Here is a 13034-nt window from a genome sequence, read left to right on the forward strand (position 1 = left end):
CGGACATGTCCGGTCCGCTGGAAGACAAGGTCGCCCTGGTCGCCGGGGCGACACGGGGTGCGGGACGCGGCATCGCCGTGGAACTGGGGGCGGCCGGCGCCACCGTCTACGTGACGGGACGCACCACCCGTGCCCGGCGCTCCGAGAGCGACCGCCCCGAGACGATCGAGGACACCGCCGACCTGGTCACCGAGGCGGGCGGCCACGGCATCGCCGTGCCCACCGACCACCTCGACGCGGCCCAGGTCCGCGCCCTCGTCGACCGGGTCGCGGACGAGCAGGGCCGCCTCGACGTCCTCGTCAACGACATCTGGGGCGCCGAGCACCTCTTCGCCTGGGACACCCCGCTCTGGGAGCACGACCTGGACAACGGGCTGCGGCTGCTCCGGCTCGCCGTCGAGACCCACGCGATCACCAGCCACCACGCGCTGCCGCTGCTGCTGCGCCGGCCCGGCGGACTGGTCGTCGAGATGACCGACGGCACCACCGAGTACAACCGCGACACCTATCGCGTGAACTTCTTCTACGACCTCGCCAAGACATCCGTCCTGCGCATGGCCTTCGCCCTCGGCCACGAACTCGGGCCGCGCGGCGCCACCGCCCTCGCGCTCACCCCCGGCTGGCTGCGGTCGGAGCTGATGCTCGAGAACTTCGGTGTACGCGAGGACAACTGGCGCGACGCCCTGGACCGCGTCCCCCACTTCGCCATCTCGGAGACACCCCGTTACGTCGGCCGGGCGGTCGCCGCCCTGGCCGCCGACCCCGACGTGGCCCGCTTCAACGGGCGGTCCCTGTCGAGCGGGGGCCTCGCCCCGGTGTACGGCTTCACCGACCTCGACGGCAGCCGACCGGACGCCTGGCGCTACATGGTCGAGGTGCAGGACCCCGGGAAGGCGGCGGACACCACCGGCTACCGCTGAGCACTCAGGCGCCGGCGAGCGGAACGGTCGCCCAGCGCGCCGGGTGACCCGGTGGCAGGGCGAGATCCTCGCGTACGGCCGCGTAGTAGCCCTCACGGCCGGCCCGCTGCCGCTCCAGCAGCGCCTGCCAGGCCTGCGGGTCGAGCGTCCCCTCGCGCATGAACCGTTCCATCTCCATCACCGTGGTCACCCACACCCGCGCCCGCTCCACCACCTCCCGGCTGCCCAGCATGATCAGCGCCTCTCCGGCCGGGTCGCGTCCGTCGGTCGCCTCCGCGAGCAGCGGCTCGGCCTGGGCGGGGGACAGGGGGTGCGGGTGCGGGTCGTTGCCGAGGTGGGAGGCGACGCGGTAGGTCAGGTTCACCGACTTCTTCAGCGCCCGCGCGTACTCGCCGTACACGCTCAGCCGCCGCTCCTCCCACCGGGCCGCCGTCTCGCGCCGGAACCTGGCCCCGTCGCTGCGCACGATCGCCAGATACGAGCCGAGGGCGCCGACCACGACACCTATGAGAGCGGGGAGTTGCTGGAGGAAAGCGGACATCTCCGCACGGTCTCCGTCCTGTTGACGTGGTAGGGGCGCTTAACGGCCCGTGCAGATCTTTTCACTTGTCCGCCCGGAGCACGTCGGGCAGCGTGCAACCGTGCACACCCCCACCGAGCCGACCGCCTCACCCTGGCGCGTCCGCGACTTCCGCGTCCTGTTCTCGGCCACCGCGCTGAGCCAACTCGGCACGAACGTGAGCTACGTCGCCGTACCCCTCGTCGCGGTGACCGCGCTCGACGCGAGTCCCGGACAGGTCGGCGCCCTGGCCGCGCTGAGCACGGTCGCGTTCCTGTTCATCGGGCTGCCGGCCGGGGTCTGGGTGGACCGGATGCGGCACGGCCGCATCCTGATCGGCGCGGACCTGGGCCGGGCCGTGCTGTTCTCCTCCGTGCCCCTCGCCTGGTGGTCCGGCACGCTCACCCTCGCCCAGCTGTACGCGGTGGTCCTGCTCAACGGGTGCGCGACCGTGTTCTTCGACGTCGGCTCGCAGAGCGTGCTGCCCAAGCTGGTCGACCGCGCCGCCCTGGTGCGGGCCAACACGGCCGTCGTGAGCCTCCAGGCCGTGGGCAACATCGCGGGACGCGGCGCGGGCGGCGGACTCGTCCAACTGCTCACCGCACCCGTGGCCGTGCTCTGCGCGGCCGGCGCCTACCTCGTGTCCGCGCTCCGGCTCTGCGCACTGCGGCCGGGCGACGAACCGCCGCGCCCGGCGCCCGAGAGCAGGCTGGGCGCCCAGATCGCGGAGGGCGTACGGCACGTCCTCGGCGACCGGGAGCTGCGGGCGCTCGCGCTCACCGCCGCCCTCGGCAACTTCGGCTCGCAGATCGTCACCACCATGCTGCCGATCCTGTTCGTCCGTGAACTCGGCCTCTCCGCAGGCGCGTTGGGTCTGTTCTGGGGAGCGGGCGGGCTCGGGCTGCTGCTCGGCGCGTGGTGCGCCCGCCCGCTGGCGGCCCGCCTCGGACACGGCCGGGCACTCGGCCTCACCGGGCCGGCCCTGGCACCCGCGGCCCTGCTCGTGCCCCTGGTCGGCCGGGGGCCCTGGCTGTGGATCGCGGGGGCGGCCTGGGTGCTGACCCTGCTCAAGACCGGCGTGGACAACGTCCTCGGCGTGAGCCTGCGCCAGCGGATGACCCCGGACGCGCTCCTGGGCCGGATGAACGCCACCTTCCGTTTCCTCCTGACCGGGGCGCTGGCCGTGGGCGCCGCCGTCTCCGGCCTCATCGGCGAACTGGCCGGAGTGCGGGCCGCCCTCTGGGTGGGCGGCGCGCTGCTGGCGGTGAACTTCCTGCCCGTCTTCCTCTCCCCGGTCCGCTCCCGCCGCGAACTCCCGCACCAGCGGGGCACGGCGCCGATCAGCCGGAAAGTGCCGCGATGAGCTGCGTACCGGTCGGCGCCCGATCCAGTCCACGGCGACTGGACTGGACGCCGCGCCCGCCGGCACGGAGAAATCAGGTTGAACGGTGTGTACCGGGTGAACCGAACGGACAGGAAGTTCTCTGTTTGGTCACAGCCCGGATCGCCCTACAACCGCGGGCCGCCGAGAGGTGTCTAGGAGGGAGAGATCGCCACTGATGTGCCAGGGAGAGGGCAGCCATGGGGGACATACGCAGACGAGGGGCCGTCGTGCTCGGGCTCACCGGCCTGGTCGCGCCGTTGACGCTGGCGCTGGGCGCCGGGCCGGCGCAGGCCGCGAGCTGTACGACGCAGGCCGGGCCGTACCAGAAGCAGGTCGAGAAGTTCCTCGGCCGGCCCGTCGACGGCAAGCAGTCGACCACCGACTGCAAGGCCATCCGGGCCTTCCAGACCAAGCACGGCATCACCCCCAACATCGGCTACGCCGGGCCCGTCACCTGGGGCGTGATGGACCTCATGAACAAGCAGAAGGCGGTCGGCAACAAGCCCAACAAGGCCGGCAAGTGCCCGACCAACAAGGGCCGCATCGCCTGCGTCAACCTCACCCTCCAGATCAGCTGGATCCAGGACGGCAGCAAGCTCGTCTACGGGCCCGTCCCGGTCCGTACCGGCCGTGACGGGTACGAGACCCGCACCGGTCTGAAGAAGATCTACTGGCGGCACATCGACCACGTGTCGAGCATCTACAACGTGCCGATGCCCTACAGCCAGTTCTTCGACGGCGGCCAGGCCTTCCACTCGGTCGGTCTGAGCATGTGGAACCCGCCGGGCTCCCACGGCTGCGTCAACATGACCACCACGACCGCCAAGAAGTACTGGTCCCTGCTGAAGAACGGCGACGACGTCTTCGTGTACGGCCGCAAGCCGGGCACCTGAGTCCGCTTGTCGTCGCTGAGGCGGCGCGGGCGCCCGGCCGTCCCGGGCGTCACGCCCCGGGCGCGTCCCCGAAGTCCGGGATCTCGAGCCTGGCCCCGCCCTGCCGCGCGGACTCGTGCGCGACGATGCCCGGCAGGGTGTAGCGGGCCGCGCCCCAGGCGTTGACGGACGGCAGCGTACGGGTGCCGGCCGCGGTCACGTCGACCCCGGCGGCCCGCTCACCCCCGACGGGGAACGCGGCGGCGCCGTCTCGCTGCCGACCGTCCCCGGCATCCGCTACCAGGTCCGGGCCGCCACCGGCCGTGCGCACACGTACGAGGAGATCCTGGCCCTGGCCCTGGCCGCCCACGACTGGGCGTGGGGCCGCCGTGCCGGCCGTTCAGGTGCTGGTCCTCGGGGCGGCGGAGGGGTGAACGGCGCGCTGGGGGTTGACAGATGGACGTGATCAGTAACACGTCCGTTATGTCCGGTTCGTTCGTGATGACTCACGTGGTCTTCACTTCCGAAGCCGTAAGCTTCACGCCATGTCCACTGTTGAATCCCTCTCCGAGCGATCGGCCGCAGAGGTCAACGAGGAGATCCGGGCCCTGTGGCTCCGGTCGGGCGGGACACTGAGCGTCGAGCAGCGTGCGGAATACCAGCGGCTCGTCCTGGAGTGGGCCGCCGCTCCGTCCTCCGTCGAAGCGGCCTGACAACCACCCGGCCGCGGGGCCGCCCGACAGCGGCGCCCCGCACCGGGCACCCCCCCAGCCGTCACCCCCACGTCGCCGAGTAGTACCGCTGGTAGGCCTTGCGGTCCTGCTCGGCGCGGAAGTACCGGGTCGCGACAAGGGCGACCATACTGCCCGCGATGACCAGCAGACCCGGGCCGATGTTCCTGGGGTCGGTCAGCCGGGCGGCCAGGGTCTCGCTGACTCCGCTCTCCGTGACGGGAGTGGTCGTGCCCGGCGACGCCGCGCCCGGGGAGAGCCCCGCCTGGGTGGAGGAGGCCGACGGCGCGGGATCGGCGGACGACGTGGACGCGCCGGTGTTGTCGGAGGGAGCGGCCACGATCAGCTGTACGCCGAGCTGTGCCAGCGCCCTGGTCACCGGCTGGAAGAACGTCGTCCCCCCGGTGGTGCAGTCGCCGCTGCCGCCCGAGGTGATACCGAGGGCGACGCCGTCGGAGAACATCGGACCACCGCTGTCGCCCGGTTCGGCGCACACGCTCGTCTCGATGAGCCCGCTGACCGTGCCCTCCGGGTAGTTCACCGTCGCGTCCAGACCGGTGACCTCGCCGTCACGCAGTCCGCTGGTGCTGCCGCTGCGGAAGACCCGCTGGCCGACGGCCGCGTCGCCGGTGCCCGTGATCCGCACCCCGTTGCCGTTGCCGATGGCCACCACGTCGGCGCCCGCGCCGGCCTTGCCGCTCGCGTACTGCACCAGGGAGAAGTCGCCGCCGGGGAAGTTGGAGTTCACCGTCCGGCCCACCTGCTGCTTGGCCTGGTTGTCCGCGAACCAGGTGGAGCCGGTGGGCCCGCAGTGCCCGGCGGTGAGGATGAAGTCGTTCGTGCCGTTGGTCACGTTGAAGCCGGCCGAACAGCGTCCGCCGGTCGACAGGATCGGCTGGGCGCCGTTGATCCGGGTGGTGAACTCGCCGGTGGTGCGCTCCATGCGGACGAAGCTGCCGATGCCGCCGGCCGTCTGCGTCAGCTGTGACCAGTCGCCGGCCGACACGGTGCTGTCGGCCTGCACGACGACCTGGTTCGTGCGGTAGTCCAGCACCCATGCGGTGCCGGGCACCTTGGGCGCCGAACGCAGGGTGGCCGTGGCCGACTTGAGCTCGTTCATGCTGTGCGGGACGACCTTGGCCTCGGCGCCCGCCGCCCGGACCGTTTCGGCCGTCTCCTCGTCGGTGACGGCGACGACCGGGCGCCCGTCGGCGCCGATCCAGGTGCCCGCCGTGCGCGAGGTGCCGAGCTTCTTGACGAGGGTCGCCCCCGGATTCGTGACGACGGACTCCGCCGCACTGCGCGGCGCCGCGGCCGTGCCGCCCGGCTCGCTCGCCATGGCCGCCTGCGTGACCATGGCTCCTCCCAGGAGGAGTCCGCCGACGGCCGCCAGCCGTGTCACTCGCCGGACGGTCCGTCGTCGTACATGCCTCATGTCATGGCTCCCGAAACCCCGAACGCACGGCCTCAACACCGCGGGGCGCTCCGGTCGTTGAGTGCCCTCACCTTCATACGCGCGAGGACCCCGCAGCGTTCAGTGCGGAGGTGATCACCTCAGGGTCTGCGGGCCACCCCGCTGAACATCGCGACCTCGTCCGGTTCGGCCCCGCCCGCGATGTCCTTTGGACGCCAGCGCGAGCAGGACACCACGCCCGGCTCCAGCAGCTCCAGGCCGTCGAAGAAACGGGCCACGTCCTTCGGGGTGCGCTGGCAGCGATCTAGACGGGCGAGTCGAGCGGCGCGGAGCGTCCTCCTGATTCCGCCGCGGGCCCGAGCCGCGCCCAGCTCCGCTCGTCGCCCCACACGGCCGCCGCGCCGGTGTAGGGGCGCAGCAGCGCGGTCAGCGCCGGGTCGCCGCGGCCGCCCAGTTCGTCGGAGGCGATCCGGCGGGCGATGCCGGCCAGGAAGTCGGCGAGCTGCACCCGCGCGTCGAGCCGCGAGACGACGAGCCGGAGTCCGGCCAGGCGGATGCCCCGCACCCGGGCCGCCCCCTCGATCCAGGCGATCCGCTCCGGGGTGAGCATGTTCTGCCGGTCGTGCGCGAGCCGGACCGGGCGCCCGCCGGCGCTCCAGTGGGCGGCCGTGTGCAGGATCGAGGGCAGCAGGGGATTGAGGACCGGGGTCAGCACGAACGGTCCGTCCTGAATTCCGGCCCGGTAGGCCAGCGCACGGGAGCGTTCCTCCGCGAGCCGCGAGAGCGTCTCGGCCACCGCGGTCCCCGGATACCGCTGCCGCAGTTCTTCGAGCGTGCGGAAGAAATGCCCGACGGGCGCGTCCGACGCGTCCTCGTGGCGCACCCACAGCAATCGGTTGGCCGCCTCCAGGAATTGTTTCCATTCCGCCTCGGTGAACGTCCGCCGCCCGTGCCGGAACAGCGGGACGGCCGCGCCGGGGTCGCCGAGCAGCAGGTCGGCGGCCCGGTCCACGACGAAGAAGGACTTCTCGACGAGGTGTACGTGGGCGTGCCCGTACAGCGGGCCCGATGCCGAGAGCAGCCATTCCAGAACCGCCCGGTGTTTCTCCCGGAGCAGATGGTTCGCCTTGTACTCCTCGGCGGGTGAACGGATACGGTTCCGGATCTCCTGTACATGTCCGGCGGCGGAATCGGCCGACAGCAGCACACTCGCATGGGCGAACACGTCCGTGTTCCCGCCGGTGAGGTTCTCGCCGTCCGAACCCGACTCGTCGCAGGCGATCTCCGGAATGCCGCCGGCGTCCGCCACAGCTGTCCCGTTCAGGTGATCCCAGGTCACACCACAGCCCCCTATCTTGTGCCCCATGACCAGCATCCCGCACGAGACGCCCGGTGAACCGAACCCTTTACAGGCCCTCACGCTCGACCGGCTCCGATGTCGTACGAGCATGAAGTGGCGTACCCATCCGGCGGACGTCCTTCCGCTGTGGGTGGCGGAGATGGACGTGCCCCTCGCCGAGCCGGTCGTCGGCGCGGTGACGCGGGCCCTGGAGCTCGGTGACACCGGCTACCCGGCGGGCACCGCCTACGCCGAGGCGCTGGCCCTGTTCGCCGCGAAGCGGTGGGCCTGGGACGGTCTGGCGGTCGAGCGGACGGCGATCGTGCCCGATGTGATGCTGGGCGTCGTCGAGATGCTGAAGCTGGTGACGGGGCCCGGCGATCCGGTGGTCGTCAATCCGCCGGTCTACCCGCCGTTCTTCCAGTTCGTCGCGCACATGGACCGGCGGATCGCCGAGGCGCCCCTCGGCGCGGACGGCCGGCTCGACCTCGGCGTGCTGGAGGACGCCTACCGGCGCGCCGTCGCCGGCGGTGGCCGCGCCGCGCACCTGCTGTGCAGTCCGCACAACCCGACCGGCACCGTGCACACCGCGCGGGAACTCGCCGCCGTGGCCGCGCTCGCCCGGCGGTACGGCGTGCGGGTGGTCGCCGACGAGATCCACGCGCCGCTGACCGCCCCGGGGGCCGACTTCGTGCCGTACCTCGCCGTCCCCGGCGCGGAGAACGGCCTGTCGCTGATGTCGGCATCCAAGGGGTGGAATCTGGCCGGGCTCAAGGCGGCCCTGGCCGTGGCGGGCCCCGAGGCGGCGGCCGACCTGGCCCTGCTGCCGGAGGAGGTGTCCCACGGACCGAGCCACGTCGGTGTGCTGGCGCACACCGCGGCCCTGCTCGAGGGCACGGCATGGCTGGACGCCCTGCTGGCCGGCCTCGACGACAACCGGCGCCTGCTCACCGCGCTGCTGGCCGAGCAGCTGCCCGGCGTCGGGTACCGGCCGGGGGACGCCACCTATCTCGCCTGGCTCGACTGCCGGGCGCTGGGCCTCGGAGACGATCCGGCCGCGGTCTTCCTGGAGCGGGGGCGGGTCGCCCTCAGCCGCGGGCCCGACTTCGGCACGGGCGGGGCCGGGCATGTCCGGCTGAACATCGCCACTTCGCCGGAGATCCTCACCGAAGGGGTGGGGCGGATGGCGGCCGCTCTTCGCTGACCCGACGGCGTACCGGAGTACCTGGAGGACCGACCGCGACCATCGAGGGCATGGCGGCGGCCGCGCGGGACTCGCCGCTGCCGCTCGCCGCCCTCACGGGTGTCATCGCCTGGGAACACCTCGGGCCGGCCGTCGGGCAGAGCGATCCAGGTACTCCTCACCCACCACCACGAGCCGATGCCCCCGGGGTGGTGAGGCGTACGGATGCCTAGACTGCGGGCATGGCTGACGACGCGCTCGACCGGCTGGCAGCGGGCAAGTACCTGCTGATCACCAGCTATCGCAAGAACGGCACCGGGGTCGCCACACCCGTGTGGGTGGTGCGGGACGGGGACACGCTCGGGGCCTGGTCGGCCGCGGACGCCTGGAAGGTGAAGCGGATCCGGGCCCGCGGCGAGGTCCTCGTGGGTCCCTGTGACATCCGCGGCAACCCCACCGGCGAGCAGATCCCGGCCACCGCCGAGATCTGCGACGCGCCGACCACCGCCCGCTATCGCACCCTGCTCGCCCGCAAGTACGGCGTGGTGGGCCGCCTCACCCTGCTCGGCAGCCGACTGCGCAGGGGTCCGGACGGAACCGTCGGGATCCGCGTCACGCTGTGAGCACGGAAACGGAGAAAGGGGGCCCGGACCGCGTGGTCCGGGCCCCCTTCGGTCTGCGCGTCCGTACTACGGCGCGTCCACGACCGTCCCCGTCAGCACCGGCCGGTCCGGCAGCGGCTCGGCGTCGTCGTCGGTCAGCGCGAGGCGCATCGACTCGGTCGGCTCGGCCACCTGGTCCTTCACCGTGGGCACGGTGAAGTCGACCGCGGTGGTCCCGGCCCGGATGTTCAGCCAGACCCACAGGTTCGCGTCCGACAGGGGACGCTCCGGGTCGGGCACGTCACCGGAGTGGTCGAGGAGCCACTGCGGGTCCACGTCCTTGGTGGACAGCTCGGCGCCCTCGGTGACCGGCAGCACCCGGACCGGCTGCCAGAAGTCCACGTCGGCGGTCTCGGAGAGGGTGATCCGCCAGCTCAGCGACTCGCCCTCGGCCACCTTGTCGGCGACCGGAGCCAGGGTCACCTCCGGCGCAGGGTCGTCGTTCCGCACCGTGACCCCGCCCCGGTAGGAACCGACGACCGCGCCGCGCACGGCCTTCACCAGGAGGTCCTGTGTCACGTCGTAGGCGAAGCGGGTGTCGCCCTTCACCTCGATCGGCACGTCGATCGGCGTGCTGCCGGGCCGGACCGTGACCACCTTCTCCGTGGCCTCGAGGGTCTCCGGGTCGACGACGTAGAAGCGGACCCGGCCGCTGCCGTGCCCGGACACCTGGACCGGGACGTGATAGGTGCGGGTGCCGGAGTCGCCCTCCTTGGCCGTGAGCCGGCCGATGTCGACCCTCGGCAGCGCCGCCGCCCGGACCGCCGGCGTGCCGGGGGCCCAGCCCCAGGCGTCCATGAACCAGGCCTGTCCGGACCCCGAACGCGGAGTCAGCGCAAGGGACTTCACGTGTCTGAGGTCGAGGCCCGCGCGGGTGGCGGCGGTCAGCGGGACCCGCAGCTCGCGGGCCCAGTACGAGGCGGTGCGGTCGGAGCCCGGCAGGCCGTCGACCGTGACCCGGCCGAGCGAGGCGCGGCGGCCGGCCGTGTCGGTGACGGACACGTCCAGCTCGGTACCGGTGGTGTTCGGCGGCACGAAGACCCGCAGCGCCAGGCTCTTCGCACCGGAGAGGGAGACGGGAGCGAGGGAACGGATCGTCGTCGGTGTGCCCGGGGCGGACCACTTCAGCGCGACCGCGCTCTTGCCGGAGTCCTTCTCCAGATCCCACCAGCCGAAGTGCGGGGACCTCCCCGTGGCGTCGGCGTCCAGGCATGCCCCGGCCGGGTCGGGATCCGCCTGGCACACCCGGCCGCCGGTCACCTCGACGCCGCCGTCGGGCACGAAGCCGCCCGTGCGGCGGGCGCCGACCGCGTGGGTGAGGACGCGGGCCGGGTCGGCGGAGGGCGCGCGCTTGCCGGTGCCGTCGAGCAGCGGGCGCACCCGGTCGTCACCGGCGACGAACAGCCGGGCCGCGGCGGCGATGTAGGTCGAGCCGGCCCGGTGCTGCTGGTCGGCGGTCAGCCGGGTGGGGGCGCCGGTGGAGCAGACCGGGTCGGGCTGCTGCGCGTCCGGGTCCTCCCAGAAGTCGTCGAAGGAGGGCGCCACGGCCTTGCCCGGCGTCCACTCGGTGTTGAAGAAGTTGTGGTTGGCGCCGACCATGTAGACCGCGCTGTGCAGGGCCTTGCCGTTGCTGATGCCGCGCGTCCCGTCGAGGTACGTCTCGCCCTCGAGATCGGCGACGTCGCCGTCGCAGCCGGGCAGGACGGTCGCCGAGGGGACATCGGCGACCGGATTCTGGCCGAAGATCGTCGGTCCTATGAGCACGGTCCCGCGGATCTTCCAGCGGACCGGGCCCCGGTAGCCGTCCTGCGCGGCGGGCGGCGGGTACAGGCTGTCCAGGGCGGCGCGGTTGACGCCCTCGCCGCCGCGCGAGTGGCCGACGAGCAGGACACGGGAGAGGTCTGCCTTCGTCGCGTCGGGCACCGACGCCGGGGCGTGGTCCGGGTGCGCGGCCCAGTCGGCCCACGTGGCGAGGTGCCGGCGCACCAGCGAGGAGCGCGCCTGCGCACCGCCGTCCTCGGCCTCGCCGTCCTGGCCGTTGATGCCGTTCGCGGAGATCGACACCGTGACGTAGCCCTGCGAGGCGAGGAGCTTCTGGTCCTCGAGATAGCCCCGGTGGCTCGGGATCGACTTCTTGCCGGCCGGGCAGGGCCAGGAGATGTCGAAGTCGTCGCTGCCCGGCTGGTAGCAGGTGGTGTGCCGGCCGTGCAGGAACAGCGCGAGGGGCCGCTTGCCGGTGGCCCCCTTCGGCGCCACCACGACGGCTTTCATCTCCACCGGCTGGGCGAATCCCGGCAACTTGACCGGGGCGAGGTCGTACTCGCCGCCGGCCGTGCGGTACGCGCCCGGCTTGCCGGGGTCGACGGAGTTCGCCGGAGCCGGAGCCGGAGCCGGAGCGGGAACAGGGGCCTGGGCCGGGGGCTGCTCGGGGGCGAGGGAACGCCGTTCACCTGGGGCGGAGTTGCCGGCGGCGGTGTCCAGCCGGCGCCCGCCGGCCAGGACCCGCAGGTCCTTCAAGGGGGCGTCCCCCGCGTCGGCGAGGGAGAGCCGGAACGTGCGGCCGTCCTTCTCCGTCTTCGGCACGCCGAGCAGTCGCTCGCCGGAGCGGAACTCCACGCGGGCGTCGCCGAAGGGCACGGGCGTGGGCGAGCGCCAGACCAGCGCCCGCGCGGTGCCCTCCCCGTCGACCTGCCAGCCCTGCGGCAGCGCGCGGTCGGTGGTCGTGGTCGATGGTCTTGTCTCGGAAGGCTGTCGGGCTTGTGCCAGTCCCGGTGTTCCCGCCAGGGCCGCGAGCGCGGCCACGGCGGTGACACCTATTCGCCGGGCACGGATCAAGGTCCACTCCTCAACACTCGGAGCGCGGGGGCACCGTCCGTATCGGGAGCCCCTCGCGCCCCGAAGGAAGCGAAAGCGCCTCTGTGGGTTGCCTGTGACCGGGAATCAGGTCGGCGGAACGCAAAGATCCGGACAGCGGGGACCCGCTGTCCGGACTCGGCCCGGTGCCGCGAAGGTTCCAGGGCGTGTGTCGGAAGTGCTCCAGGTTGGCTGACGTGAACGCGCGGGGGCGGAGTTACCGATATGTCGGACCGGTTGAGCTGAAGGCTGCGGTGCGGCCCGGTGACGGCGGCCGTCGGATCGGCTCGGCGGCTGACTTCGGTGGCTGGATCGTGGAGCAATCGGCGGCGGAACTGACCGAACCGTTCACCTTCGTGATCGATTGGAGGGTGTGCTTCGGCTGGCCCCACGGCGAAGTGAGCACGTGGCCTGTGCCGGCGGAGACATGGTTCTGAGTGCCGGCGAGATCAGCTTCATGCGCGAGGCAGACCGGTGGACCGTGAGCGAGGTCAGCAACCAGTCCACCGGGAACACCTGACGGCCGGGCCGCCCTCCGGCTTGGGTCCACATCGGTCGGGTGGGGTCACCAATCGCTCGTCTCATCTGCTGCACGGACGAGCCAGTTCACGGCCCTTTACTGAGGGCTGATAGTCGCCAAGATTCGGTGAAGGCTCCTGGGCTCGAGAACGTGACCAGAGCGGCGTTCGCGCGCCGCCAGCAGGGGTCGGGAATATCCGGAGAGTCCGATTTCCGGGGGTGTCACTTCCTGCGATTAAAGGGCGGTACCCAGGTGATGGAATTGACCTGCGTGCCGGGGGGCGGGTCCGCGAGGGAAGCAGCGAGGGCGGAATCGTAAATTCCGGGGGTGGCGGGTTCTGGCCGTTTATGCCGGATCGTAGAGATTAGTGATCGATCGATTCACAGTTTTCTCATAGTGTGCAGATGATCTACCCGCGTAGCGACGGCAGTGTGCCTTGACGCTGCGCCATCCCTTGACGGCCCGACCTGATTGGCGGGAAACCTGAGTAAGTTCGCATTACGCCCGCGGTGGAGAGTAGGTGCACCGGCTCTGGCAGCCGCTGCGATCCTGATAGCCGCGCCTGCGGCGGCAGCATCGCCCACGCCCTCTGTGACT

At 72.1% G+C, this 13034-nt stretch carries 10 protein-coding genes and 4 pseudogenes; 8 read left to right on the plus strand and 6 right to left on the minus strand.

Features of this window, described 5'->3' with window-relative positions; all coding sequences use genetic code 11:
- The first annotated feature begins 5 nt into the window (after positions 1-5).
- Complete coding sequence (locus tag QQM72_RS07855; RefSeq protein ID WP_314220047.1) at positions 6-920, plus strand: SDR family oxidoreductase; 915 nt, start codon at positions 6-8, stop codon at positions 918-920.
- 4 nt (positions 921-924) lie between these two features.
- Here QQM72_RS07855 and QQM72_RS07860 read toward each other — a convergent pair whose 3' ends face one another.
- Positions 925-1461 carry a hypothetical protein gene (locus QQM72_RS07860; RefSeq protein WP_314220048.1) on the minus strand — a complete coding sequence of 179 codons (537 nt, stop codon included), beginning with the start codon at positions 1459-1461 and terminating at the stop codon, positions 925-927.
- 100 nt (positions 1462-1561) lie between these two features.
- Here QQM72_RS07860 and QQM72_RS07865 point away from each other — a divergent pair, with 100 nt between their 5' ends.
- Positions 1562-2842 carry an MFS transporter gene (locus tag QQM72_RS07865; RefSeq protein WP_314220049.1) on the plus strand — a complete coding sequence of 427 codons (1281 nt, stop codon included), beginning with the start codon at positions 1562-1564 and terminating at the stop codon, positions 2840-2842.
- A gap of 218 nt (positions 2843-3060) precedes the next feature.
- Positions 3061-3756, plus strand: a complete 696-nt coding sequence (locus QQM72_RS07870) for a L,D-transpeptidase family protein (RefSeq protein ID WP_314220050.1) — start codon at positions 3061-3063, stop codon at positions 3754-3756.
- A gap of 49 nt (positions 3757-3805) precedes the next feature.
- On the opposite strand, the pseudogene QQM72_RS07875 reads toward QQM72_RS07870, so the two are convergent.
- Positions 3806-3955: pseudogene (locus QQM72_RS07875) on the minus strand (gfo/Idh/MocA family oxidoreductase); the annotation flags it as partial.
- On the opposite strand from QQM72_RS07875, the pseudogene QQM72_RS07880 reads away from it, so the two are divergent.
- Together QQM72_RS07880 and QQM72_RS07885 are read left to right on the plus strand one after the other, a co-directional pair.
- A pseudogene (locus tag QQM72_RS07880) lies at positions 3956-4099 on the plus strand (MarR family transcriptional regulator); the annotation flags it as partial.
- A gap of 181 nt (positions 4100-4280) precedes the next feature.
- Positions 4281-4448 (plus strand): hypothetical protein, encoded by a 168-nt coding sequence (locus tag QQM72_RS07885; protein ID WP_314220051.1) that lies wholly within the window; start codon positions 4281-4283, stop codon positions 4446-4448.
- A 61-nt stretch (positions 4449-4509) separates the two neighbouring features.
- On the opposite strand, the gene QQM72_RS07890 is transcribed toward QQM72_RS07885, so the two are convergent.
- From QQM72_RS07890 to QQM72_RS07900, 3 genes and pseudogenes are all read right to left on the minus strand, one after another.
- Positions 4510-5901, minus strand: a complete 1392-nt coding sequence (locus tag QQM72_RS07890) for a S1 family peptidase (protein ID WP_314220052.1) — start codon at positions 5899-5901, stop codon at positions 4510-4512.
- A gap of 119 nt (positions 5902-6020) precedes the next feature.
- Positions 6021-6176 (minus strand): annotated as a pseudogene (locus QQM72_RS07895) (SAM-dependent methyltransferase); the annotation flags it as partial.
- A gap of 8 nt (positions 6177-6184) precedes the next feature.
- Positions 6185-7219: a hypothetical protein gene (locus QQM72_RS07900; RefSeq protein ID WP_314220053.1), complete on the minus strand. Its 1035-nt coding sequence runs from the start codon at positions 7217-7219 to the stop codon at positions 6185-6187.
- Positions 7220-7244: 25 nt separating this feature from the next.
- Here QQM72_RS07900 and QQM72_RS07905 point away from each other — a divergent pair, with 25 nt between their 5' ends.
- Both QQM72_RS07905 and QQM72_RS07910 read left to right on the plus strand, forming a co-directional pair.
- On the plus strand, positions 7245-8423 hold the full coding sequence (locus QQM72_RS07905; protein ID WP_314220054.1) for a MalY/PatB family protein: 1179 nt from the start codon (positions 7245-7247) through the stop codon (positions 8421-8423).
- Positions 8424-8644: 221 nt separating this feature from the next.
- A complete protein-coding gene (locus tag QQM72_RS07910; RefSeq protein WP_314220055.1) occupies positions 8645-9025 on the plus strand; it encodes a PPOX class F420-dependent oxidoreductase in 381 nt (126 codons plus the stop codon).
- A 66-nt stretch (positions 9026-9091) separates the two neighbouring features.
- Here QQM72_RS07910 and QQM72_RS07915 read toward each other — a convergent pair whose 3' ends face one another.
- Positions 9092-11899 carry an alpha/beta hydrolase gene (locus tag QQM72_RS07915; protein ID WP_314220056.1) on the minus strand — a complete coding sequence of 936 codons (2808 nt, stop codon included), beginning with the start codon at positions 11897-11899 and terminating at the stop codon, positions 9092-9094.
- Between the two features lie 215 nt (positions 11900-12114).
- Between QQM72_RS07915 and QQM72_RS07920 the strand changes: the two are divergent.
- A pseudogene (locus QQM72_RS07920) lies at positions 12115-12428 on the plus strand (hypothetical protein); the annotation flags it as partial.
- Positions 12429-13034: the final 606 nt, after the last annotated feature.

Source organism: Streptomyces zaehneri (assembly GCF_032248645.1).
Taxonomy (GTDB): Bacteria; Actinomycetota; Actinomycetes; order Streptomycetales; family Streptomycetaceae; genus Streptomyces; species Streptomyces coriariae.